Consider the following 22,820-nt stretch of genomic DNA (forward strand, 5'->3'; position numbering starts at 1 on the left):
GTCTGCCCGGGCACCGGGGAATATAAAAATTACCACAGCGAGACACTTATGCATATGCGCCCCTCGGTCGTGGTCAACGTGGCGATGAGTGCGGACGGGAAGCTCTCCACCCGCGAACGCCGGCAGGTGAAGATCTCCGGCAGCAATGATTTTGCCCGCGTGGACCGGCTCAAGGCCGGGTGCGACGCGGTGATGGTCGGGATCGGGACGGTACTTGCCGACGACCCTTCGCTGACGGTGAAAAACCCCGATCTCAAAGCAGAGCGCCAGCAGGGGGGGAGGCCGGAGCACCCGGTACGGGTCGTCATCGACAGCGGGGCCCGGATACCTCCCGAAGCTGCGATCCTCAATAAGGGCGACGGTTTGCGGGTCGTGGCAGTTGCAGAGCGGGCCGACCCGGCACGGGTGGCGACGCTCCGGGAGAAAGCAACGGTCATCACCGCGGGCAGGGACGAGGTGGACCTCCCCCGGGTGCTTGATGAGCTTGGGCACATGGGCATCCGGCGCCTGATGGTAGAAGGTGGGGGAACGCTGATTGCCGGGCTCGTCCGGGCCGGGCTTGTAGACGAGATCTACACCTACATCGGGAGTATCGTGATCAGCGGGAAGGATGCACCCACCCTTGCCGACGGCGAGGGCTGGGTACGGGAGAGCGATTTTGCCCGGCTCACGCTTGCGGACGTGACCCGGGTGGACGACGGTGTTCTCCTCCACTGGACCGTCCGGCGCTAATCTGCTTTTTTGTCCGATGCTTTTTTTGCCGGCACGGGAAAATAATCTGCTACGTATCTTGCGGTTATTGTCCTTGCCGCGGTCTTTTTCCTGATCGCCGTAAGGCAGGTGAGCAGGTTCACCCTCCGGATCTGGCAGGTCATGCTCGGTGGAGCACTGGCAGTCCTCCTCCTGGGCCAGATCTCCCCGGTCAACGCCATTTATGCGATCAACATTGACGTGATGGTCTTTCTCTTCGGGATGTTCGTCGTGGGGGAGGCGCTCTCCCGGAGCGGGTACCTCGATATGCTTGCCCGCCGGCTCTTCCGTCATGCACGCACCCCGGGGGAGCTCGTAATCCTTGTACTCTTTTGCTTTGGGATCCTCTCTGCGCTGCTCATGAACGATACGCTCGCCATCATCGGTACGCCACTCGTTCTGGGACTTGCCGCCCGGTCCCGCCTCCCGGCAAAGATGCTCCTTCTCGCCCTCGCCTTTGCCATCACCACCGGGAGCGTGGCAAGCCCGATCGGTAACCCGCAGAACCTTCTTGTGGCGGTCAACAGCGGGATGACCGCACCGTTTGTCACGTTTGCTTCCTCGCTCCTCCTGCCGACGGTGATCTCTCTTGCCGCGACGTGGCTGGTGCTCTTCTTCTTTTATCGGAAGGAATTGGGTGTTCCGCTGGCCGGTGAGACCGGCCCGGCAACCGCACCGGACCCCGCACTCACCCGGATCGTGCAGTGCTCGCTTGCGATCCTTGTCGGGCTCGCACTGGCAAACATTATCGCATCGCTTTTCACCGGTGCGATCGTCATCCCCTTGCCACTGATCGGGGTTGCCGCCGCCCTCCCCGTCCTGGTCTTCTCGTCCCGGAGGGTCGCGGTGCTCCGGTCCATTGACTGGTGCACGCTCGTCTTCTTTGCCGCGATGTTTGTTTTAATGGCAGCGGTCTGGGAGACCGGGTTCTTCCAGTCAGTGGCCGGCACCGCGGGGGTGACTTCCGTCCCCGCAATCCTTGCAACAAGCGTGGTCATCAGCCAGTTCATCTCGAACGTGCCCTTTGTTGCCCTCTTTTCGCCCCTCATCCTCCAGGCCGGCGGCGGCACCGCCCGGCTCATGGCGCTTGCCGCCGGGAGCACGATCGCCGGCAACCTCACGATCCTCGGTGCGGCAAGCAACGTGATCATCATCCAGCAGGCGGAATCACGGGGAGAAACCCTTACCTTTTTTGAATTTGCAAAGATCGGCGTACCGCTGACACTCTTACAGGTCGGGATCTATGCAGTATGCCTTGGGGTACTCTAGGAAAAACAGGGGAAGAGGGATACGTATTCCCCTTGAGCTGCCTGGATTCCACGTCCTGGAAAATTCCCTGCCTGCCGGTGAATGAAAACTCCCGGGCCGAACCGCACGGATCTGATAATAAGTACGGCCAGCACATCTGGGCCGATCAGGGCCCGGAAGCCCGAAAAATAATCGGGATCGGGATAAAAAATTCAGACTTTGTTTGACACATCACCCTTCATGATGTACTTTACGAGCAGGAAAATCACCAGGGCAATGATAACGAAATTGATCAGGGCACTCGCAAAATCCCCGGGCATGAACTTGATGGGCCCGATCTGCAGTACCATGTTCTGCCAGTCCCCGCCGGGGATGATGACGCCTACAAACGGCATGATAATGTCCTTTACCAGTGCCGTCACCAGGGTCGATGCAGCCGTGCCTATGACAAATGCAACGGCAAGACCGATGACCTGGTATTTCTTCAAAAAATCCATGAACTCTTCGCTGAATCCCTGTGCCCCCTTACTCAGGTTCATGACGCCGGCCTTGAGCTCTTTTTCCGAGACTTCGGGTTTTTTAATCTCCATAATAAATCACCGGGGAGAAGGTACCATCCCCGAATCAATGATCCTTTTACAACGTATTAATTATAATTCCCCTTTTTACCAAAAGACACTCTGCCGCTTCCCGTAAAAGAGATCCTGGCGGGCTACGGAAGAGACCGGCAGGAGATCGTCAGGTGAAAAGAGAGGTTTTTTGGACCGCCAGAGCCACGGCCACACCCTGAAAAATCAGAGCCGGACCAGCTCGTAATCCCGGGTGCCCATCCCGAGCTCCTCGGCATACCGCAGCTGGCACGGCCCGTCGGTATTCGGTCGCATGCCGGCAAACTTGTCCTCTCCTGCATGGTGGTGCCGGGGCAGGAACGATTCCTTAAAGCCTGCCTGCTGGTTCACGAGATCGCAGGCCGCCGCATCGATCGCCACCGGGTCCTTCGAGGCGAGGATACCGATGTCCGGAACAATGGACGCATCACTCCACGGCACGCAGTCGCAGTCAGGTGTGATCCGGGTAAGGAAACTGATATAACCGATTTTTCCGGCCTTTCCCTGCACCGCCCCGTACGCGTACTCGATCACCCGTTCCGTGAAGAGCGGGATCTCGGTCTCCCAGTCGATATCGATCGCATGGGCCGGGCAGACCGTCATGCACTCGAAGCAGCCGATGCAGAGTTCGTGGTTGATCGAGGACTTTTCGTGTACGAGCGTGATCGCCGACTTCGGGCAGACCTCAACGCACCGCCCGCAGCCGGTGCAGGCATCCCGGATCGAGAACGGCTTTGCCTGGTGCTGCGCCCGCTTCCCCTGGGGCGGGGCACAACCCATGGCAAGGTTCTTGAGCGCCCCGCCAAAGCCTGCCACCTCGTGCCCCTTGAAGTGCGTCAGGACCATCATGCTCTCCGCCGCTGCAATATCTCCGGCGATCAGAACGGTCTTGAAATGTTTTTTGTTAATCTGCACGTGTGCCACGTTCTTCCCGCAGAGGCCATCGGCAATGATCACCGGCGCCCCGACCACTGCGTAATCGAACCCGTGGTGGATCGCGGTCGTGATATGATCAACGGCATTTGAGCGGCTCCCCAGGTAGAGGGTATTGGTGTCCGTCACAAACGGCAGGGCACCTGCTGCCTTAACCTTCTCCACCACCTGCCGGACATAGACCGGGCTGATGTAGGAGTCGTTTCCCTGCTCCCCGAAATGGAGCTTTATCGCCGTGCGGTCCCACGGCTGGAGACAGGCATCAAAACCCGCGGCCTCAAAGAGCCTGCGGACCTTTGCCTCGGTACTCTCGTTTGGCGATCGCGCCCGCATGCTGGCAAACCAGACGGTGCTTTTCATTTCCGAACTCATCCCCGGAAGGATTATTGTCGCAACACCTATCTAAAAGTCGTGCCCGCACCCTCAGACCAGTGTGTCAAGGTTGCGCTTGCGGATCTTTTCCTTGTTGTACCGCCTGAGGTCCTTTGCCCGCTCGAAGTACTGGCGCGAGAGGTCGTCACGCCCCATTGCCTGGACGCAGATCCCCATGTTGTTCCAGGCCGCGGCGTTGGCAGGGTTCTTGTCCAGCAGCTGGTTGTAGGTGTCCACTGCGGCCGAGAGGATCTTGCTGTCGTCCCGGAGGATCCCCAGTTTCTGGAGGGTTTCCCCACAGGTAAAGAGGATCTCCTCTTCCGAGGGGGCAAGTTCGAGTGCTTTTGTGATCGAGGCAAGGGCCTCCTCGTTTCGCTCCAGGGCACGCAGGCAGATACCCCGGTCATGCCATGCAAAGGCATGCGAGGGCTCGATCTCGAGCGCTTTGTCAAAGGCGGCTATGGCCTCCTCGTACTTCCCCTCCCGGTAATAGAGGCGGAGCCCTTCCTGGTAATATGACTTGGACCTGCCCAGCAGCCGGTCGAACATCTTTCCCTGGCCGGCAGGAGTGGCAGGCTTTTCTCCCTTTTCTGCCTTTTCTTCCTGGAGCAGGAGGTCGGTCCCGATAGTATGGGTGATGTCCCGGATGGCCTGGATGATACCGACAAAGATCCCGCGGCCGTCATACAGCGCCTTTGCCTTCATCCAGAGAACCCGCTCCCCTCCTTCCTTAGCCGGGGCCTTGATCCAGGCAGTAATCATCCCGTCCTCCTTTGCGATGACCGAGTACCGGTTCTTCCGGATGACCGCCTCGTCCTCGAAGACCATGTCTGCAAGGAACGGCACCTTGCTGCCGAAGAAGGCGACCGCATAGGCATGGTCCTTCTTTCCCAGTACGTCCGCTGCAGCCACACCCGAGAGGTCTGCCATCCCCTTGTTCCAGGCGATTATCTTGCCGTCCCGGTCGATTGCAAAGGCCGGCTCGGAGAAGAAGTGGACAGCATCGGAAAGGATCTTCTGGGAGGTCCCGATCCCTTTGCCGACGATTTTGCCTTCGACGGCCCGCCGGATCATGTGGACCATCTCCCGGAGCTGCGGCTGGATCTCCTCGCCTTTTTTTAAGTAAAAGTTCGCGCCGTTGTTGAGCGCCTCGATGGCCGCGTATTCCCGGCCTACCCCGGTAAAGATGATAACCGGTGTCGAGTCCCCCTTGGACCGGAGGATCTTTAAAAACTCGATCCCGTTGATCTCCGGCATATCGTAGTCCACGATAATTGCATCGAAGGTCTGGGTGTTTAAAAGGGTCAGGGACTCCTTTGCGGAGGTGGAAGTGATCACCTTCATTTCGCCAAACCGCTCCAGGAACTGCCGGGTGACGTTGAGGACCTCCGTCTCATCGTCAATAATAAGCACTGAGAGCATGTCAGACCGTTATGTCGTTTTTATCCGGCAAAAGATAAAAAAGGATGTATTATCAGGCGCGCTTGGAGAGCTCGTGATCGAGATAGAAGAGGTGCCCGGGAATATCCCCCAGGGTCTTTATCTTATCCACGATCAGGGCAGCATTTGCTTCCTCCTCGACCTGCTCTTTGACAAACCACTGGAGCATCTCGAAGGTCGCGTGATCCTTTTCCTTAATTGCGAGGTCAACAAGGGCATTGATCATCCCGGTCACTTTCTGCTCGTGGGCATACACCTCTTCAAAGACCTTGCCGGACGACGACCACTTTGCCTTGGGAGCCTCGATGGTGTCGAGAGTTGCCTTCCCCTGCCGTGCGAAAATGTACTCGTAGAACTTCATGGCATGCCCTCTTTCTTCATTGGACTGGATCATCATCCAGTGGGCAAAGCCGGTGAGATTGACCGAAGTAAAATAAGCCGACATTCCCAGGTAGAGGTACGAGGAATAGAGTTCGCGGTTGACCTGGCGGTTCAGTGCTTCTTCCATGGTTTTGGATAACATACTAAGATCTCCTGTATGCGCGTGAGATTGATTTGGTTTTTAATAAGGGTATCGCCCGTGACAACAAATGTCCGGGAAAAACGGGATGCCCACCCGGAAGCGGGCAAAGAAGGATGGCGGCCCGGGTTATCGCCGGATCCGGTTCTTCTCTTCCTTGATATCGAGAAGGATCTCCAGCTCGAGCGATTTTGCAAAAGCGATCTCTGCCTCATCGCTCTTCCCGGTCTCCTCAAGGCAGATCCCCTTCACGTACCAGGCCACCGCATCGTTAGCATTGAGGGTCGAGGCCCGGGTGGCAGCAGCAAGGGCCGGCACGTACTGCCCGACCTGAGAAAGGGCCAGAGCCTTCCTCGACCAGGCATCGGCCTGGTTCGGGTTGAGGGCGAGTGCCTGGTCGCAGTCCGCGACAGCATCGGCAAAACGCTCCATCTCTATCTTCGCCCCCGCCCGCTGGCTCCAGCACTCGGGGTTTCTGGGTTCGAGCCGGATCGCCTGGTCGTACAGTGCAAGGGCTTCCTTGTACTTGGTCTGCCGGACGTACTGTTCCGCCCGCTTCAGGATGCGGGGGATCTCGCTCACCGGCATACGGTGCTCCCGGCCGGGTTGGCTTTTTCCAGGTGATGGGATGGGTCGGTCATACTCAGGATTCGTCGATCAGGTCGCCGAAGATCTTTTTTAAGGCTGCTTTTTCGTACACTGGCGCTTCCTGCTCCGCGGCAAGCAGGTGTTGGGGCGTTTCCCAGATAAACCAGTCCTTCATCGTCATGTAGGCGAGCATGGCGTTGGTGAGGTTCACCCCAACCTTGTACAGGTTCCCGTAATACTCGAGACTGGAATCTGCACTCCAGTCTGCGGTCAGGTGCTTTTCCATGATCGTGAGCATGTTGTCGCCAAAGACCTTGGACTGGTACCATGCCGTATGCGTCCAGCGGGTGGTGAGCATCTCCTTGACCTCGAGGTGGTCGAACTTCTTCATCTGGGGGATGTTTACTACCGGCATCAGCTTGTCGGCGGGAAGCGTCTTTGCCAGGTAGAGGTCCCGGGCATAGAACATGGACTTGTCGAGCACGAAGTACCGCCGGGGGATGATCTCCATCATGTCCATCATCTCATCCATGTCCTGCTTGCCGTCCTTGAGGAGGATGTAGAGCTGGGTCTTTCGCAGCTGCTCCATCCGATAATAGATCCGGGCGTTGACCACCGGGTTCCAGGGCAGTTCGTTGATATCATCGTGGAACTGCTTATACAGGATAAAAAGCATGTCGATGAGTTTTTTGACCGGCAGCTTTTTGTCCTTCTTTGCCTCGTCCTTGAGCGCGTCGAGGTACACCTGCCGCATCCCGGTATAGACCGTGTCCGCGTTGTACGAGAGGACCCGGTACCCGCCGGTCTTTGCTGCCGCCCCCTTGACGAGGAGGTGGGTGCACTGTTTTGCGATGACAAAGTCCTTTAACAGGCCGATGTAGTTTGCAGGAAAGATGATGATGTTCTTGTCAAGGTTATACGAATAGACGTCGATGAGCGTCCCGCCCGGGGGAGCCTCGGGTTTGCGCAGCAGGGTGACCTCGGTGTCAAGCATCCGCTCGGTCTCCGCAATGAACCGGCGGATAGGCCGGGTGAGGGGCATGTTGGTCTTCATGGCCCGTCATCCTCTCCCGTCTTCATCCTGCTGCACCGCCATATCTTCTTACCTGACGTAACGGGTAGATTTCACGTAAAGAGGGAAAAACGTTAGGATCCTGCTCACGGGGCCGGAAAATCAAAAAAAACCGGGAGTGCTGCAGGGTCCGGTCACGGCCTTTTCCGGGGCCGGGCAAGGGAGTGGATAAAGCCGGTGAGGGGATCCTGTTTTTTGGGCCGGAAGACGCCCTGGTTGACGTACCTGACATCTTCGATCGAGAAGAATGCACCGGGGTTGGTCTCCTCGATATGCCGGGTGATCCGGGGGACATCGTCGCGGTTCACCAGCGAGATGATCATCGTAACCCCGCCCCGGGCCCCTTTCGCATCCAGGCAGGTGGTGCCGTAGTTCTCCGCCTGCATAAACTGCATGATCCCGTCACCGCTGCCATCGGTCGTGATGATGCGCATGATCACCATCCCGATCGAGAGTTTCTCCTCGATGACAAGGCCCACGTACGTCCCCAGCGCAAACCCGAATGCATAGGCAAGGAAGTACGAGATATTGGAGAGGTTGTTGAGAACACCGACAATCGCCAGCAGCCAGATGATGATCTCAAAGAACGCGATGACCGGGGCGAGATACTTCATCCCCTTGGACAAAAAGACGATCCGGAGCGTCTCCATGCAGACGTTTGCGATCTGGGCAAGGAAGATGAGCAGAGGGATGATAACGTAGTTGAAGATCTCGGGATTGACAAGGTAGAATGCCACGGTATTTGCCTTCTGTCCGGGAGGAGGTCATCTGGCCCGCCGGGGCGGCGGGGTTAAATTGCACAACATATGCCGTCGTTTCTATATCAACATTACGGGGAAATCCGGTTAAAAAAGGGAGATCTGGTAAGATTGGCGCGATCGCGCGGATGTATGCGCCCGGTTTCCTTTCTCTTAAGCGCCTGCGTACTTCGCGGGATCGGCATCGAACTTCTTCTTGCAGCCCGGGGCGCAGAAGTAGTACTTTTTCCCCTTGTAGTCGCTGGTGAACTTTGCCGTCTTTTCATCGACGGTCATGCCGCAGATCGGGTCAATGGCCATACTCTTTCACCTAGGATCCTTCTTCTTTGCTTCCGGTATATACCCTTTGAGGAGAAGCGAGAGGGTGACGACGGTGACCGAGCTCGCGGCCATCGCAAGGGCGGCAAGCTCCGGCCGGAACATGTAGCCGGTGAACGGGTACAGGATGCCGGCGCCCACCGGGATGAGCGCCGCGTTGTAGGCAAAGGCCCAGAAGATGTTCATCCGGATCCTGCTCATCACTTTTTTGGAGAGTTCCAGCGCCGCCACCGCGTCGAGCAGGTCGTCACGCACGAGCACGATCTCCCCGCTCTCGATGGCCACGTCCGTCCCGCTCCCGATCGCGATCCCCACGTCCGCCTGCGCAAGTGCCGGGGCATCGTTGATCCCGTCACCGACAAAGGCCACGACATCCCCCTTCGCCTGCAGGGCTTTGACCTCTGCGGCTTTCTGGTCCGGGAGGACACCGGCCACCACCCGGTCGATCCCGAGAATCCGGGCAATGCCCTGGGCGGTTCGAGGGTTGTCGCCGGTCACCATGAGGGTGGCAAGCCCGTGTGCCTTAAAACGCCGGACCGCCTCAGCACTGGTCTCCTTGAGGGTGTCGGCGATCGCGATCGCCCCGGCAAGTCCACCGGAGGATGCCACGAGGATGACCGTTTTCCCGTCCTGTTCGAACGCAGCAATCCGGGTCTCGAGATCTGCGGGCACTGCGATACCATGGTCCTGCATCAGTGCGCGGTTGCCTGCAAAGACCGGTTCGCCCAGCACCTCCGCCGTCACGCCCTTTCCCCCGACCGTATCGAACTTCTCCGCCGGTTCGACCGCAACCCTGCGCTGTGCTGCAGCCCGGACCACGGCCTGCGCAAGCGGGTGGGCGGAGCTCTTCTCGACCGAGGCTGCAAGGGAGAGGAGCGTCTCTTCGGTAACCCCGGCAGTGACGAGATCGGTCACCTCGGGACGGCCCTTCGTGAGCGTGCCGGTCTTGTCGAAGATCACGGTGGTCACCCGTTCCGCGGTCTCCAGCGCTTCGCCATTCCGTATCAGGATCCCCAGTTCTGCCCCGCGCCCGACCCCGACAGTCACCGCGGTCGGCGTGGCAAGTCCCAGCGCACAGGGGCAGGCAATCACGAGCACCGAGATGAGCGCGGTCAGGGCCAAAAGAAGGGTGGCGTGGAGCACGAAGTACCAGGCAACAAACGCCGCAGCGGCGATGATGAGGACAGCCGGGATAAAGTACGTGACCGCCACGTCCGCGATCCGCTGCACGGGAGGCTTTGACCCCTGCGCCTCCTCCACGAGCCGGATGATCCGGGCAAGTACCGTGTCCCGCCCGATCTTTGCAGCCTTGACCGAGAGGATCCCGTTCGTGCTGATCGTGCCGCCGACTACCCGGCTCCCCTTTCTTTTCAGGGGCGGGACCGGTTCGCCTGTGATCATCGACTCGTCCACGTAGCTCTCGCCCGCTACCACCTCGCCGTCAACCGGGATCCGGCTGCCGGGTTTTACTACGACAATATCGCCGACCGCAAGGTCCGCGACAGCCACCTCCACCTCTTTTCCTTCGCGGATGATGGTCGCGGTCTTTGCCTGCAGGCCGGCCAGTTTCTTTATCGCGTCCGAGGTTCGCCCCTTGGCCCGGGCCTCGAGGTACCGCCCCAGCATGAGAAATGCCGCGAGCATGATGGCGGTATCGTAGAACATGTACTCGCTCGTGAGCACAACCGAGAACGTGCCCATCACGCTTGCCACGAAAGCAACGCCGGTACCCATCGCGTACATCACGTCCATGGAGAGGACGTGGTTTTTGAGCGATCCCCACGCGGCCCGGAAAATGGGGTACGCAACGTAGACAAAGACCGGGGTGGAGACGATAAGCATCCCGTATGCGAGGAGCTGCATGGGGATCCCAAGGGGCACCCACATGAGCACCATCAGGGAGATGGCGACCGCAAAACCAAGAGAGAACCGGAGCAGCTTGTCGTGGAGGTCGGCATCCCGTGCCGCCTTCTCCGCTTCGTCACTGATCTCTCCTGCAATCCCGAGGTACTGGTACCCCGCATCCTCGATCGCGTGCCTCACCTCCGGGATCGCCGTAACAGACGGGTTATAGGTAACGTAGGCCTGCTCGTTTGCCAGGTTGACATTTGCCTCAACCACACCGGGCAGTGCCCGGAGTGCCGCCTCGATGGTCTGGACGCAGGTGGCGCACATCATGCCGCCGACCCGGATCGTCACCTCGCGGTTGATCACGTCATACCCGGCCTCACGCACGGCCTTCTCGAGATCGTGGATCGAGATCGTGGCCGGGTCATATTCCACCCGTGCAGTCTCGGTCCCGAAATTGACCTGCGCCCCGGCAACGTCCCTGACGTTTGCAAGCGCCTCTTCCACGGTGACTGCACAGGTGGCGCAGTGCATCCCGGTGATCTTCAGTTCGGCGTTCTTCTTTTCATCCGGCATAAAAAATGCACCCTCCCGGAGTGGATCTCTTTTGCATCTTTTTCTTGTTCCCTAATAACGATTCTGAGGAGACAAGAGCAGGTACGAATGGAATATTTATTGCGCTGTACGCCAACATGCAGGATATCCAGCGGGGAATGTACATGAAGGTGACCATCGACCGGATGCAGTGCGTGAGCTGCGGTTCGTGCTGGGACTCCTGCCCGGCACTCTTTGTACAGAATGCAGACGACTCGTTCTCCCAAATCGTATCCGAGTACCAGGAAAAGGGGGACCTTGCGTCGAGCGTGGAGCTTCCTGAAGGCATGGACTGTGCACGCGACGCGGCCGATCTCTGCCCCGCCACAATTATTACCATTGTGGAGTGACCGCAGGGAACGAAGAACCGGTCACTCCCTGATCATCGTGAGGATCATCCGGAAGCGCTCGTGCGCGAAGACCGCGTGCGGCTTGTTTGCCGGCATGATGATCATCTCACCCGTTTTTACTGTATATGAAGTCCCGGCGATCTGCACCTCGGCAGTCCCGTCGGTTACCATGAGCACCGCATCGTAGGGAGCGGTGTGCTCGGAAAGGCCCTCCCCGGCATCGAAGGAAAAAAGGGTGATCGTGCCGGCTTTTTTGAAGACCAGCATCCGGCTTGCCACCGTCCCGGGCTGGTACGCGATCAGTTCATTGACCGGCAGTACTTTCTCCCGGATATCTTCCCGTCCCGTTTCCGTCATAACAGGTCACTGCAGAGGGTATGCGCCTGCACCCTGATATCTGTACTGTTGATCCGGACCGGGAACGCGAGACAACAGAAAAGGAGATTCTCCCCTGCAACCGCATGGTTTAAGAAAGAGCGAACCCGACTTCTCTTCCTCACAGGATGATTGTATGAAATACAGTACTATTCTTTTCCTTGCACTCGTGCTCTGCCTTTTCTGCCTCCCGCTTGCCGGGGCAGATACCCGGAGTGCGTCCGCAGGACCCGCGGCCGTCTCTTCCGGCCTTACGGCCCTGAAGGCCGAAGATGTGACCACTACCGAGACCACGATGGAGCCGGTTACGATGCCGACCGAGGAACCGACCTTTGCTCCGGTTACCGAGACGCCGACCATTGCGCCGACAACGGAAGCGACCACCCAGCCTACGGAAACGCCAACGATCGCACCGACTACCGAGGAGACAACCCAGCCCACGGAAACACTGACCATAGCACCGACAACGGAACCCACCGTGATGCCGACCGAGACTGTCACCACCGAGGAGACCACGTCACCAGTGCCGGGACCGTATGCACCGGTCGCCGACTTCTCGGCTTCGCCTACCTCCGGCAACGGCCCGCTGACCGTCAGGTTCACGGATACGTCCCTGAACAACCCCACGATGTGGAGCTGGGACTTTGGCGACGGCTCTGATACAGGTACGACCGGGTCCCCGACGCATACCTACACCGACCCGGGCAGCTACACCGTGACCCTGACCGCGTCCAACCGGTACGGTTCGGACACGATCACCCAGTACGACATCGTGACGGTGAACGGCCAGGTGATGAGCAACGGGGCAATCTACGCCCAGTCGGTGCCGGCAGGGGCCGCAATCTACGTGAACGGCGTAAGTTACGGGACCTCCCCGGTAACGGTGAACAGCCTGTTCCCCGGCACGTATTCCGTGATGGCCACGTTAAACGGTTACAATACCGATGTGCGGACGGTCACGGTCTCCCCGGGCAAAACCGCGGGATACTACCCGACCCTCCAGCCATCCCCCAACCCGCCGGGGACTCTTGGTGCGATCTATGCCCAGTCCACCCCGGCCGGGGCCGGGATCTACGTGAACGGTGTCTATTACGGGACGTCCCCGCGCACGATCAGCAACCTGCTGCCCGGCACCTACTCCGTAATAGCCACCCTTGACGGCTATACCACGAACACGCAGCTGGTGACCGTGACCGCGGGCCAGACAGCCGGTTACTACCCGACCCTCCAGCCATCGCCTTCGCCGGCCCGGACCGGCGCGATCTTTGCGCAGTCCACTCCTGACGGCGCAGCCATTTACTTAAACGGTGTCTACCAGGGAGTTTCCCCGCTCACCATCACGGACCTTGTTCCGGCTACCTACACGATGAAGGCCACACTGAACGGGTACGCTGACGATGTGCAGCGGATCACGATAAGCGCCGGCCATGTCTCGTTCTACTCACCGGTCTTCTACCCGTCGCCACCGCCCGTAGGGTCCAAGCAGGGGATCATCGCGGTGTACGCGAACGTGAACGGCGCACAGGTGTTTTTCGACAACACCAATGAAGGGACCATCAGCAATGGCGTGCTCTTTGTGACAGTCGCAACCACGGGAACCCCCGTCCAGACCGTCAGGGTCGAGAGCACCGGGTACATACCCTATACCACCAGTCTCTCCCAGTGGCCCGGTGACGGCGAGACGGTAAAAGTGCAGGCAACGCTTGTGCCCGCACCGGTGCCGACCACCACAAAATCCCCGCTGCCGGCCGCGGTCACGATCGGGGCCCTCGGCGCCGGGGCAATGCTCTTCCTCGCCGTAAACCAGCGCAGGAACCAATAAATCTTTTTTTTATTATCCGTCAGGACGGTTGCATTCCCGCTGCCTGAATCGTATCAGGACGTCCGGCACTACTTTTCTCCTGAACAAGGGGACGACACTTTTGAATGAAAAAAGAATTTCCCCGGCCGGGGGTAAGAACAGCGCTGCCTCTCTGCAACGCTCGCCGGGAGAATGCCTGTGTACTCCTTTTCTTACAGGGATGCCGGGGCAGGTTCGCTCTTCCGGGGGGCACGGACCTCCCGGATGACCAGGTAGAGGAGATCGGTGAGGTACCCGAAGAAGGGCAGGATCGCAAGGATGGTCCAGACCGGTGCCAGCATCTTCTGTTCCTTTGCGTCCCGGTAGATGAGGAATGCAAGGAGCAGCTGGATGACCCAGAGTCCGATCATCAGGATCGGCCCGGCAAATGAGTGGGTATGATACATCATGTACGGTGCCATTGTAAAGTATACATTACGCGACCGTATATAGATTCAGCTCCGGGCAGAACGTTCTCCCGGTCGCAAAGGGTTTTCTCATATCACGGATGTAGGGAATATCATGGCACGAATTATTCCGTACCTGCTGCCCGGCCTCTTCATTCTTCTCGTGCTCCTTACTGCCGGCTGTACCGGGACAATGCCCGGTGAAAACCAGACGGTCACGACTGCCCCGTCCCCGGCAGCCATCCCCACCACCCTGCCTGCAACCGCGGTGGCCGCAAACACAACGATCCCATCGCTGGTGACCACGGTGACTCCGGTCGCTCCCGCCACGGCCACAACGGTGACGCTGACCACCAGGCCGATCCCGCCGCCCACACTCTCATCGATCAATGTCTACGGGATCAACTACCAGGTCTTTGCGCTCTCCCGCGATACACAGGGCGTGATCACGACCGGCAACATTACGCTCTCCGGGGTGATCGATTCCCTGTCTGCCTATCCCCTGAAAGTCGTGGTGAGGGGAGATATGTTCGGCGCCCATTCACCCTTTGACCAGCCCAAGGCCACGGCGTACGACACGGTCTACCTCACGCCACACGGGACAGCGGGGTTTGTGCTCCACATGGACAACTATGTGTTCAACGACTGGCCGGGATACGCGGTAGAGCCCGATACCTGGAACCTGACGGTGGAAAACGTCTCGGTGGCCACCGGCTGACGGGGATTTTTACTCCACGAACCGTTCCAGCCAGATGTACGGCTTCTCACCGGCAAGGCCGCACTGCCGGAAATAGCCGGAGAGATACCCGTCCGATCCGGCCACCAGCGTCGAGAGGTAGGCAATCTTCTTCTCCCGGAGGAGATCGAGGAGGGCCTGCATTAAAAGCCGGCCGTACCCGGAGCCCCGGGACACGGGGTTGACGTAGAAATTATCCAGGTATGCCCAGTGGGAGGACATGATCTTGGAAAAGCAGAACCCGGCGATCTCCCCGCCGTCATCAAGCACAAGGAGAATGTTTGCCCCGGGTGCCGCGATCCACTCCGCCAGTTCTTCGCGCTCATAGAACCGGATCCGGGGGCTGACCCCAAAGGCCGGATCAGCGGTACCGAGCGCACAGAGCGGATCGATATCGTCAGGTCCGGCCCTCCGGACGATCGCGGTCATGGTACTGTACGGTAGAAGGCAGCGAAAATGAAGGTTTCTTTACCGGCACAATGCCCCGCAGGTCATGCCCGGTTTCCCGCCCGGCCCTTCCACAAGCCGGCCGCAAGCGGGAGGATGACCATCAGGAGATAGTAGATGTACACGTCCGGCTTGTAGTACCCGCCTGCCGGCTGGAACAGGAGTACGATGAAGAGGTAATCACAAAGCACCGCGAGTGCGGCCCAGGTAACGGCGAGAAGGGCGTAATATCGGATGCCCGCGCCCCGGATGCGGAAAAGGAGCACCCAGAGCGTGATGATGACCCCGACCGGCAGGATCGCCCAGCCGATGAGAGATGCGGGGAGCGCAAAGAAGAGGAGGATCCCGAGCAGGTAGCCGATGAGCCAGAGGGCCAGACCCCAGCCGATTGTATCGATCAGTACCTGTTTGTCCATGGTATTCCTGCAGGAAACCTATGGAGCTGATGCAGGATAAAGGCAGGGCCCGGGTCAGGTGCATAGAGCACCCATTACCTGCCCAGCAGGAGGGAGAGGAAATAGATGCCAAAGATGATGGTAACGACCATCAGGCAGATCGCGATCCTGCCCAGCCAGCGATGGCCCGTGCGGACACCCCCTTTCGCCGTCTTTACCCGGCGGATGCTGTACCCCACAACAAGGGTGAGTACCACCAGAAGCCCGGTGGTCACCCCGAGGATCTCGTGGATGTTCCGGAGAGGGGGAAAACCGGAGAGCGCGACCATGTACACACCAACCGCTATGCCGGCGATAATACACGATGCGCCGCAGGTCTGGAGAATGGCATGGGACCGGTACCAGTTTCCGGTCTTGTGGTACCGTGCAACGAGAAACCCGGTAAGGAGGAGGATAAAACCGGTCAGCATGAGGCCTGCATGGTACGGCCAGTAGACCGGTATTCCCTGGCTGAATTGTGCAGCGCCGCCATGTGCCGGGGGTAAGGGAAGGGCAAGGACGGGACCACAGAGGAGTGCGATAAGGATGACGGGGAGGAGGGCACGGACGATCCCCTTCCCGCCGGGGATCCTACAATATCCCAAGAGGTATTCTCCCCGCCGGGCTGTAACCGGAACACTGGACAGAAAGGGCATGAGCTGGTACGAGCAATGTTGATAATTCCGGTATTTATTCCTTCAGAAGATCGTCTGCCTTACGAGTTGTCCCAGGCAGGCGAATACATGATGGGATGGTGATGGGCCGGACAGATCCTGATCCGTGCGGAATTCCATTCCTATAAAAGGGAATAGTCCCCGGGAGCCTGCTGCGTTCCTGGAATACTCGCGGCCCCGGTCAGAGCACATACGGGATCAGCGCCTTTACTTCCTGCCGGTACCGGGCGTACTCCTCGCCAAACTCTTCTTCGAGATATTTTTCTTCCATCCGGAACTTGATCACAAAACCGGCGAGAAGGATGAGGACACAGGCAAAGATGATGAAGTACCCGATGCCGATCGCGGTCCCCAGGAGGCCAAGGAGGATCCCCGAGTAGATGGGGTGGCGGACGTACCGGTACGGCCCGGTACGGGTGAGGGTGTGTTCGGTGCGGATCGTGGGGCGTGCGCTCCAGTTTGACCCGAGGTGGACCCGGGCCCAGACCGCAAAGGCAAGGCCGGCGACCGTGATGAGCAGGCCGGCAAGGGTAAAGATGAGGCCCGCCGGAACCAGGCGGGCTGCGACGAGCTCCGGCGAGATCCAGCTGACAAACAGGAGGCCGATCACGACCCAGATGACCCCGTACATCAGAAACGAGAGCCGGGACTGGGTCCGTTTTACCGGCGACCGGGTCTGCCACGCGGAGATAAGCCAGTACGCGTAAAATACGATCCAGACAAGGGCAAACAGAAGATCGAAAACCTGCATGGTATCTTCCCGGCGCCTGCGGGGATCCCGGAAAGGATCACAGGTGCGACCCTCCCCGGCCCACGTCCAGGCGCAAATCTCTCACCGGTGTGCGTGCGGCCGGATAATGAAGGTATGCTCACCTGACGGGGGCCGGCCAATCCACCTGCGGGTTTTATAGGCAGTGCCGGCAAGACTACCTTCAGATGGCATTATGCAGATCACACCGCATATCCACGCTCTCAGGACACCACTCGGGCCCGATCCCGATCGGTTCGTGCACGTGTACCTCATCTACGGGGACGGCATCACGCTCATCGATACCGGGGTTAACGGGACGGAGAAGCTGATCGCGGATTACATCCGTTCAACCCGTCATGACCCTTCGGAGATCAGTAAGATCATCCTGACCCACGCGCACCCGGACCACACGGGCTCCGCAAAGGTGCTCCGGGAACTCTCGGGCTGCACGATTGCCGCCCACCCGCTGGACGCCCCGGCGATCGAGCACCCGGACCCGGCACTCCTCAAACCGCCGGCCCCCGGGATGCTGCCTCTCGTGAGCGGAGGGGTGCCGGTCTGTCGGCTGCTTCCTGATGGCGGGACGGTCGACCTCGGCAAAGGGCTCATCCTCGAACTGCTCGCCACGCCGGGCCATACCCCGGGCTCCATCTCCCTGTTTTTAACCAAGGAACGGGCACTCTTTACCGGCGACGCCGTGCAGGCCCCCGGCCGTACCCCGATCTATACCGACCCGGTGGCGCTGGTCCGATCGCTCCGGCGCCTTGCGGCGATCCCCGATATCCGGCACTACCTCCCTTCGCACGACCTTCCCGCGAAGGGAAAGGAGTCCTACAAGCGTATTGATGAGTCCCTTGCCTACATCCGGCACATCCACGCGTTTGTCCAGGAGGCCGTGGCTGCAGGGCCCGGGACGCCGGACACGCTCGCGCTTGCCCACCGGCTTGTTGCAGAGCTCGGGCTTCCCGCCATACCCCCCCATCATGCAGCCTTTATTGTGCGGACCATTGAAGCCGATCTGAACGCCAAAGGACTGGACGAGCTGCTCAGGGAGTGACCGGGTGAAGGGAGCACAGGATCGCGGGGAGGCGTGCTGAAAGGATGGATATCGTCTACCTCCTCTGGCAGCGCTCGATGCGGCAGCTCTCCCGCTCCTGGAGCCGCACGGCTATGAGCGTGATCGTGCCGTTTGCCTTCCTCATCCTCATGGGGGCAGGGCTCAGCGGCGTTGTGGAGATGCCGGGCATTGCGAAAAATTACCTTCTCTTTCTGATCCCGGGCATGGTAGCGGTGACCGTGATGTTTACCGGCCTGGGGCATGGCATCGAGCTCCAGTGGGACCGGAAGTTCGGGTTCTTAAAAGCGGTGCTCGTCGCCCCGGTCTCGCGCATGGAGATCGTGCTGGGCCACACGGCCGGCGGGGCAACGACCGCGATCATCCAGGGCCTTGTCCTCCTCTTCCCGGCGCTTCTGGTGGGATTCACCTTCCCCGGCCTTGCCGGGTTCTGCCTTGCGTTTCTCTTCATGGTCCTTATTGCCATCTCTTTTACAACGGTTGGGGTGGTAATTGCGTCACAGATCGGAGATTCGGAGGGGTTCGGGCTTGCGACCTCCCTTGTCACGCTTCCGGTCTTCGGCCTTTCCGGGGCGATCTTTCCCATCAGCACACTGCCTGCGTGGGTCGAGCCTGTCACGCTCATAAACCCGCTGACCTACAGTGTTGAGGGCATCCGGTACAGCCTGACCGGGATGTCCCAGATCCACCCGGCGATCTGCCTTGCGGTGATGGCGGGGTTCTGCGTGGTGACGACCGTGGGCGGGGCATACCTCTTCCGGAAGATGCGGTAAAAACATCCGTAACTCCCCGCCCGCAGATCCGAAACGTTAAACCCCGTCAGTATGATACTCCCCATACGGTAAAGAGCACAAACCCGTTGACGCCGGCATGTTCAGGTCAGCATCCTGTTGCCAGGCCGGATCCGGTGGGTTGCGCTCCGGTTATTCCGGGTGGAGTGGTTTTTGTATGCAGAGGACTCATCGTGCGGGGTATATTTTGGCGGCCTGCCTTCTCGTTGCCGGACTGATAGCACTTTCCGGTTGTACGCAGCAGGGACAGGACCCAACGATCGTAAAGACGGACGCCGGCTATGTGTCAGGAATAAACCAGAACGGCACCCGGGTGTACCTCGGGATCCCGTTCGCAGCCCCGCCGGTTGGGGATCTTCGCTGGAGGCCTCCGGCCCCGGTCCGGTCCTGGGAGGGAGTGAAAGCGGCAACGGCATATGGGGCAACCTGCCCCCAGGCACAAAAAGGCTCCGTGCCGGGAACACCTGCACTGAACATGAGCGAGGACTGCCTGTACCTCAATGTCTGGACCCCGGCAACGAACGCGAGCGATAAGCTGCCGGTCATGGTCTTCTTCTACGGCGGAGGATTTACCGGTGTTGAGGGCTCCATGCCCATGTACAACGGGACCACCCTTGCGGAGAAGGGGGTTATTGTCGTCACCACGAACTACCGGCTCGGGGCTCTGGGCTTTCTGGCCCACCCGGCACTGGACCTCGAATCAGCGCACAATGCCTCGGGCAATTACGGGATCCTCGACCAGCAGGCCGCCCTGGAATGGGTACAGGATAACATCGCCGCGTTCGGCGGAGACCCGTCAAGGGTGACGATCTTTGGCCAGTCTGCCGGTGGTGAAAGTGTCTATATCCACCTGGTCTCTCCCGGGAGCAGGGGTTTGTTTTCCCAGGCGATCGTGGAGAGCGGTCCCTTCCGGGCCCATGGGGCGATCATCAATGCCACACATCCGAAGGATTATGCCGAACAGTTCGGAGTGCAATTCGCCCAAAACCTCGGGTGCTCCGGCCCGGATGCCATTGCCTGTATGAGGAATGTCAGCCCCGATGCCCTGATCAATGCAACGCCATCGTCGCCTTCAGAGTTCTGGAGCACCCATACCGTCATGTTCGAGCCCAATGTTGACGGGTGGGTCCTCCCGGACACACTGGACAACCTGTATCTCACGCACCAGGAAGAGCCGGTTCCCTTAATGGTCGGGAACAATGCCAATGACGGGACAACGCTCTCTGCGGATGCCAACATGAGCGTTGCGGAATACCGGTTATTCCTTGCGAGCCGGTTCGGCAGCGATGCCGATGCGGTCTTCGCACGGTACCCGGCCAATTCCACGGCACAGGTCCAGCTCCAGCTTGCGCAGATCATGGAGAACGAAGATTTTATCGACTCGGTGAAGTTTACGGCAGGGTCGATGAGTGACATCAGCCCGGACACGTACATGTACCGGTACTCCTACATCATTCCCGGGCAGCCGGAGGGGGCATTCCATGGCAGCGAGCTCGTCCTGCTTTTTTCCGTCCCCGGGATCAGTACGGATCCGGCAGTGGCCGACAATGTCGTGGACCTCTGGACCCGGTTTGCAAAGACCGGGAACCCGAACGGAGGGATGGATATCACCTGGCCGAACTACACGCGGGCACAGGGGCAGTACCTCGATATCAATATCACCCCGTCCGTGAGAGGCCCGTAACGGTTTACTGCATGTACCCTGCCATCGGGGAAAGGACGGGCGCAATACCGGGCCACAACGGATGACGACACGGTCCGGGCATACAGGGGACGGTGGCATAAAAGAAAGAGAGATATGCCGGCCCCCTTGCCTGCTCAAGGTTCCGGGACTGCAGGAGCCTGCCAGTCCTGGTTGAATTCCATTTCAATCCGGTCGAGGATCGGTTGCTCTGTCACAAGGATCCCCAGGTTGCGGCTCTGATCCAGGGATTCCGCAGCAAAATACGCCGAACCCACGTACGCAACCTGGCGGGGTGTCCCGTAATCTGCAACCGCCACCTTGGCATGGATGTACGGCGATGCAATCGATTTTGCCTGGGCACCGCCGGCAGTGAGCGTGGCAAGGGCCGGTGCATTGATGTTCGTCCCGTTGCTGCCCACATTATAGGCCGCAAGAACCCTTACCGCGACCCCTCGTTTTGTTGCATCGCTGATTGCTCCTATCACCTGAGGGTCAGTTATTGCGTCATTGTAGACATCGAGCGTCTTTGCAGAACCGTTAATTACGCCGAGGATCTTTTCCCGCGCATTGACCGGGCTCCAGACAAGCGCAGGCTGGTCCGGCGTCACGTTCTTGTAATTCCAGTCAGCCTCGAACACCTTTTCGATCTCCTGTACTTCTGCCGGGTCATTGGTGATGATCCCGAAATCCCGCGTGGTGCTGAAAAATGTCTGGTCCAGGTTAAGCGTCATGATGATCGCGACTGACCCGTCTGCAGTGAGCGTCTTCTGGTGGGTGAGGACAAATGCGGGAGACCCGGGCATCATCTGCACGCCGAGCGGGGTGAGGTTTGCAATCGCATAGTTGTTCGGGTTCGTGACGTTCTCCGCCGCAAACGAGGCATTGTTGTAGATGATCCGTACCGAGACGCCTCGCACCTGTGCTGCGGCAAGCGCGGTGACGATCTCCGGGTCATCGAGTTGGTAGATGGTGAGCGTGATGGTCTTTTGCGCACCGTTAATCGTTTTGAGGATCAGCGCACGGCCGTCATTGGACTCCACAAAGATCGTGTGGATACCCGTGTTTCCCGACGACACATTTGCGGTTGTCCCGGCGTTCGCCTGCACGGGGGAAGATGTAGGCCCGGTACAGCCTGCGGCAACAACCGCAAGCACGGCAAACATGACTGCACCGGCAAGAAGGATCGGCATTCTGGCATTCATTGATTCAGGATATCACTGGCAGGACAGAAAAGTCATCCGGTAGATTGCCGGGAACGCACAAAGACTGCGAAACAAGAACGTTCATATCTCTACACTCCGACTATGAACAATCCCCTCTCCATCGATCATGTGGTGCTCTTATGAAAAAACCGATCTCCTGTTTCCTTGCCATTGCCGTTCTTCTCTCAGTGATCCTCGCTGCCGGGTGTACGGGCAGCACGACGACAAGTACGCCGGCAGTCAGCCCGGCCCCTGCAATAAACGTTACCTCCCTTCCTGTCCAGTACGCCGATGTCAACGGAGTCAGGATCGGGTACCGCGAGTTCGGGTCCGGCGAACCGCTTCTTATGATCTGCGGGTTCAACGGCACCATGGATACATTTTGGAACGGGACGTTCCTAGGGGTCCTCGCCTCGCAGTACCACGTATACATCTACGACAACCGGGGCATGGGGTACAGCAGCGATACGAATGTTACGCCTGAGATCTCCCAGTACTCTGACGATGCAGCCGCCCTGATGCCGGCCCTTGGGTATTCGAGCATGAACGTGTACGGGGCCTCGATGGGATCCTCGATTGGCCAGCAGCTGGTGATCGATCATCCCGACAGGGTCCGGAAGCTGGTGCTCGAATCCGTTACCTACAGCATACGGACGCCCGACACCAGAGTGCTCTACGCTGTGATCGCGGCGACCGCTCTCGATCCCGCTGCATCTGCAGGGGTGAAAAAAGAGGCCGAGGCAAACCTTGCATGGAACGGTACCTGGGACCAGCTCTCGGGGATCAACAAGAGCGTGATGCTTGCGGTTGGTACCGATGATGTCCTTACGCCCCCGAATGTCACGCACCAGATTGCAGGCCAGATCAACGGGTCGTGGCTTGTGGAGTTCAAGGATCTCCCGCATATCGGTTCGGGGTATGCGCCGGTTGAATATGGAGAGACCACGCTCACGTTCCTCGGGAACAACGAGACGCCGCCGTACTAAACCCTTTTTTGTAAAAAGA

Annotated in this window: 25 protein-coding genes; 9 read left to right on the forward strand and 16 right to left on the reverse strand. The window is 59.2% G+C overall.

From position 1 onward, the window contains the following. Positions 1–54 precede the first annotated feature (54 nt). Both VMS83_RS04365 and VMS83_RS04370 read left to right on the forward strand, forming a co-directional pair. The gene (locus VMS83_RS04365; protein ID WP_325410302.1) at positions 55–732 is read left to right on the forward strand and encodes a 2,5-diamino-6-(ribosylamino)-4(3H)-pyrimidinone 5'-phosphate reductase; all 678 of its coding nucleotides are present in this window, start codon (positions 55–57) and stop codon (positions 730–732) included. Positions 733–840: 108 nt separating this feature from the next. Beyond that, on the forward strand, positions 841–2,019 hold the full coding sequence (locus VMS83_RS04370) for an SLC13 family permease (RefSeq protein WP_325410240.1): 1,179 nt from the start codon (positions 841–843) through the stop codon (positions 2,017–2,019). A gap of 191 nt (positions 2,020–2,210) precedes the next feature. Here the strand turns inward: VMS83_RS04370 and VMS83_RS04375 are convergent, their stop codons facing one another. The 9 genes from VMS83_RS04375 to VMS83_RS04415 form a co-directional block, all read right to left on the reverse strand. Beyond that, positions 2,211–2,588, reverse strand: a complete 378-nt coding sequence (locus VMS83_RS04375) for an MscL family protein (RefSeq protein WP_325410242.1) — start codon at positions 2,586–2,588, stop codon at positions 2,211–2,213. Positions 2,589–2,792: 204 nt separating this feature from the next. Then, complete coding sequence (locus tag VMS83_RS04380; protein ID WP_325410244.1) at positions 2,793–3,899, reverse strand: DUF362 domain-containing protein; 1,107 nt, start codon at positions 3,897–3,899, stop codon at positions 2,793–2,795. 63 nt (positions 3,900–3,962) lie between these two features. Continuing rightward, complete coding sequence (locus tag VMS83_RS04385) at positions 3,963–5,333, reverse strand: response regulator (RefSeq protein WP_325410246.1); 1,371 nt, start codon at positions 5,331–5,333, stop codon at positions 3,963–3,965. A 52-nt stretch (positions 5,334–5,385) separates the two neighbouring features. Then, positions 5,386–5,874, reverse strand: a complete 489-nt coding sequence (locus VMS83_RS04390; RefSeq protein WP_325410248.1) for a ferritin — start codon at positions 5,872–5,874, stop codon at positions 5,386–5,388. Between the two features lie 126 nt (positions 5,875–6,000). Continuing rightward, positions 6,001–6,459: a tetratricopeptide repeat protein gene (locus VMS83_RS04395; protein ID WP_325410250.1), complete on the reverse strand. Its 459-nt coding sequence runs from the start codon at positions 6,457–6,459 to the stop codon at positions 6,001–6,003. A gap of 55 nt (positions 6,460–6,514) precedes the next feature. Next, on the reverse strand, positions 6,515–7,513 hold the full coding sequence (locus VMS83_RS04400; protein WP_325410252.1) for a hypothetical protein: 999 nt from the start codon (positions 7,511–7,513) through the stop codon (positions 6,515–6,517). Positions 7,514–7,665: 152 nt separating this feature from the next. Further along, positions 7,666–8,268 (reverse strand): DUF2179 domain-containing protein, encoded by a 603-nt coding sequence (locus VMS83_RS04405; protein ID WP_325410254.1) that lies wholly within the window; start codon positions 8,266–8,268, stop codon positions 7,666–7,668. A gap of 174 nt (positions 8,269–8,442) precedes the next feature. Then, positions 8,443–8,589 (reverse strand): YHS domain-containing protein, encoded by a 147-nt coding sequence (locus tag VMS83_RS04410; RefSeq protein ID WP_325410256.1) that lies wholly within the window; start codon positions 8,587–8,589, stop codon positions 8,443–8,445. Between the two features lie 6 nt (positions 8,590–8,595). Next, complete coding sequence (locus VMS83_RS04415) at positions 8,596–11,031, reverse strand: heavy metal translocating P-type ATPase (RefSeq protein ID WP_325410258.1); 2,436 nt, start codon at positions 11,029–11,031, stop codon at positions 8,596–8,598. A 116-nt stretch (positions 11,032–11,147) separates the two neighbouring features. Here VMS83_RS04415 and VMS83_RS04420 point away from each other — a divergent pair, with 116 nt between their 5' ends. Further along, a complete protein-coding gene (locus VMS83_RS04420; RefSeq protein ID WP_325410260.1) occupies positions 11,148–11,399 on the forward strand; it encodes a ferredoxin in 252 nt (83 codons plus the stop codon). Positions 11,400–11,420: 21 nt separating this feature from the next. Here the strand turns inward: VMS83_RS04420 and VMS83_RS04425 are convergent, their stop codons facing one another. Continuing rightward, positions 11,421–11,756, reverse strand: a complete 336-nt coding sequence (locus VMS83_RS04425; protein ID WP_325410262.1) for a cupin domain-containing protein — start codon at positions 11,754–11,756, stop codon at positions 11,421–11,423. Between the two features lie 154 nt (positions 11,757–11,910). Between VMS83_RS04425 and VMS83_RS04430 the strand changes: the two genes are divergently transcribed. Further along, positions 11,911–13,596, forward strand: coding sequence for a PEGA domain-containing protein (locus VMS83_RS04430; RefSeq protein WP_325410263.1), 1,686 nt, complete (start codon positions 11,911–11,913; stop codon positions 13,594–13,596). A 191-nt stretch (positions 13,597–13,787) separates the two neighbouring features. Here VMS83_RS04430 and VMS83_RS04435 read toward each other — a convergent pair whose 3' ends face one another. Beyond that, the gene (locus tag VMS83_RS04435) at positions 13,788–14,036 is read right to left on the reverse strand and encodes a hypothetical protein (RefSeq protein ID WP_325410265.1); all 249 of its coding nucleotides are present in this window, start codon (positions 14,034–14,036) and stop codon (positions 13,788–13,790) included. A gap of 100 nt (positions 14,037–14,136) precedes the next feature. Between VMS83_RS04435 and VMS83_RS04440 the strand changes: the two genes are divergently transcribed. Continuing rightward, entirely contained in the window at positions 14,137–14,739 is a 603-nt protein-coding gene (locus tag VMS83_RS04440) for a hypothetical protein (protein ID WP_325410267.1), read from the forward strand. A gap of 9 nt (positions 14,740–14,748) precedes the next feature. Here VMS83_RS04440 and VMS83_RS04445 read toward each other — a convergent pair whose 3' ends face one another. From VMS83_RS04445 to VMS83_RS04460, 4 genes are all read right to left on the reverse strand, one after another. Beyond that, the gene (locus VMS83_RS04445; protein WP_325410269.1) at positions 14,749–15,186 is read right to left on the reverse strand and encodes a GNAT family N-acetyltransferase; all 438 of its coding nucleotides are present in this window, start codon (positions 15,184–15,186) and stop codon (positions 14,749–14,751) included. 62 nt (positions 15,187–15,248) lie between these two features. After that, complete coding sequence (locus VMS83_RS04450; RefSeq protein ID WP_325410271.1) at positions 15,249–15,620, reverse strand: hypothetical protein; 372 nt, start codon at positions 15,618–15,620, stop codon at positions 15,249–15,251. Positions 15,621–15,694: 74 nt separating this feature from the next. Next, complete coding sequence (locus VMS83_RS04455) at positions 15,695–16,243, reverse strand: hypothetical protein (RefSeq protein WP_325410273.1); 549 nt, start codon at positions 16,241–16,243, stop codon at positions 15,695–15,697. A gap of 250 nt (positions 16,244–16,493) precedes the next feature. After that, positions 16,494–17,063 carry an isoprenylcysteine carboxylmethyltransferase family protein gene (locus VMS83_RS04460; RefSeq protein WP_325410275.1) on the reverse strand — a complete coding sequence of 190 codons (570 nt, stop codon included), beginning with the start codon at positions 17,061–17,063 and terminating at the stop codon, positions 16,494–16,496. A gap of 193 nt (positions 17,064–17,256) precedes the next feature. Here VMS83_RS04460 and VMS83_RS04465 point away from each other — a divergent pair, with 193 nt between their 5' ends. The 3 genes from VMS83_RS04465 (at position 17,257) to VMS83_RS04475 (ending at position 20,613) form a co-directional block, all read left to right on the forward strand. Beyond that, positions 17,257–18,120, forward strand: a complete 864-nt coding sequence (locus VMS83_RS04465) for an MBL fold metallo-hydrolase (protein WP_325410277.1) — start codon at positions 17,257–17,259, stop codon at positions 18,118–18,120. 44 nt (positions 18,121–18,164) lie between these two features. Continuing rightward, on the forward strand, positions 18,165–18,911 hold the full coding sequence (locus tag VMS83_RS04470) for an ABC transporter permease (RefSeq protein ID WP_325410279.1): 747 nt from the start codon (positions 18,165–18,167) through the stop codon (positions 18,909–18,911). A gap of 205 nt (positions 18,912–19,116) precedes the next feature. Beyond that, entirely contained in the window at positions 19,117–20,613 is a 1,497-nt protein-coding gene (locus VMS83_RS04475) for a carboxylesterase/lipase family protein (RefSeq protein WP_325410281.1), read from the forward strand. Positions 20,614–20,747: 134 nt separating this feature from the next. Here VMS83_RS04475 and VMS83_RS04480 read toward each other — a convergent pair whose 3' ends face one another. Beyond that, positions 20,748–21,815: a phospholipase D-like domain-containing protein gene (locus tag VMS83_RS04480; protein WP_325410283.1), complete on the reverse strand. Its 1,068-nt coding sequence runs from the start codon at positions 21,813–21,815 to the stop codon at positions 20,748–20,750. 140 nt (positions 21,816–21,955) lie between these two features. Here VMS83_RS04480 and VMS83_RS04485 point away from each other — a divergent pair, with 140 nt between their 5' ends. Continuing rightward, entirely contained in the window at positions 21,956–22,801 is an 846-nt protein-coding gene (locus tag VMS83_RS04485) for an alpha/beta hydrolase (protein WP_325410285.1), read from the forward strand. The last annotated feature ends 19 nt before the right edge of the window (positions 22,802–22,820 follow it).

Source organism: Methanoregula sp. (genome assembly GCF_035543475.1).
Taxonomy (GTDB): domain Archaea; phylum Halobacteriota; class Methanomicrobia; order Methanomicrobiales; family Methanospirillaceae; genus Methanoregula.

Coding starts and splice junctions, on each gene's coding strand:
- VMS83_RS04390 (WP_325410248.1), bottom strand. CDS start 5,874: ATGTTATCCAAAACCATGGAAGAAGCACTGAACCGCCAGGTCAACCGC.
- VMS83_RS04400 (WP_325410252.1), bottom strand. CDS start 7,513: ATGAAGACCAACATGCCCCTCACCCGGCCTATCCGCCGGTTCATTGCG.
- VMS83_RS04430 (WP_325410263.1), top strand. CDS start 11,911: ATGAAATACAGTACTATTCTTTTCCTTGCACTCGTGCTCTGCCTTTTC.
- VMS83_RS04375 (WP_325410242.1), bottom strand. CDS start 2,588: ATGGAGATTAAAAAACCCGAAGTCTCGGAAAAAGAGCTCAAGGCCGGC.
- VMS83_RS04385 (WP_325410246.1), bottom strand. CDS start 5,333: ATGCTCTCAGTGCTTATTATTGACGATGAGACGGAGGTCCTCAACGTC.
- VMS83_RS04460 (WP_325410275.1), bottom strand. CDS start 17,063: ATGCAGGTTTTCGATCTTCTGTTTGCCCTTGTCTGGATCGTATTTTAC.
- VMS83_RS04465 (WP_325410277.1), top strand. CDS start 17,257: ATGCAGATCACACCGCATATCCACGCTCTCAGGACACCACTCGGGCCC.
- VMS83_RS04470 (WP_325410279.1), top strand. CDS start 18,165: ATGGATATCGTCTACCTCCTCTGGCAGCGCTCGATGCGGCAGCTCTCC.
- VMS83_RS04380 (WP_325410244.1), bottom strand. CDS start 3,899: ATGAAAAGCACCGTCTGGTTTGCCAGCATGCGGGCGCGATCGCCAAAC.
- VMS83_RS04480 (WP_325410283.1), bottom strand. CDS start 21,815: ATGAATGCCAGAATGCCGATCCTTCTTGCCGGTGCAGTCATGTTTGCC.
- VMS83_RS04450 (WP_325410271.1), bottom strand. CDS start 15,620: ATGGACAAACAGGTACTGATCGATACAATCGGCTGGGGTCTGGCCCTC.
- VMS83_RS04435 (WP_325410265.1), bottom strand. CDS start 14,036: ATGGCACCGTACATGATGTATCATACCCACTCATTTGCCGGGCCGATC.
- VMS83_RS04365 (WP_325410302.1), top strand. CDS start 55: ATGCGCCCCTCGGTCGTGGTCAACGTGGCGATGAGTGCGGACGGGAAG.
- VMS83_RS04445 (WP_325410269.1), bottom strand. CDS start 15,186: ATGACCGCGATCGTCCGGAGGGCCGGACCTGACGATATCGATCCGCTC.
- VMS83_RS04425 (WP_325410262.1), bottom strand. CDS start 11,756: ATGACGGAAACGGGACGGGAAGATATCCGGGAGAAAGTACTGCCGGTC.
- VMS83_RS04440 (WP_325410267.1), top strand. CDS start 14,137: ATGGCACGAATTATTCCGTACCTGCTGCCCGGCCTCTTCATTCTTCTC.
- VMS83_RS04485 (WP_325410285.1), top strand. CDS start 21,956: ATGAAAAAACCGATCTCCTGTTTCCTTGCCATTGCCGTTCTTCTCTCA.
- VMS83_RS04420 (WP_325410260.1), top strand. CDS start 11,148: ATGCAGGATATCCAGCGGGGAATGTACATGAAGGTGACCATCGACCGG.
- VMS83_RS04415 (WP_325410258.1), bottom strand. CDS start 11,031: ATGCCGGATGAAAAGAAGAACGCCGAACTGAAGATCACCGGGATGCAC.
- VMS83_RS04395 (WP_325410250.1), bottom strand. CDS start 6,459: ATGCCGGTGAGCGAGATCCCCCGCATCCTGAAGCGGGCGGAACAGTAC.
- VMS83_RS04410 (WP_325410256.1), bottom strand. CDS start 8,589: ATGGCCATTGACCCGATCTGCGGCATGACCGTCGATGAAAAGACGGCA.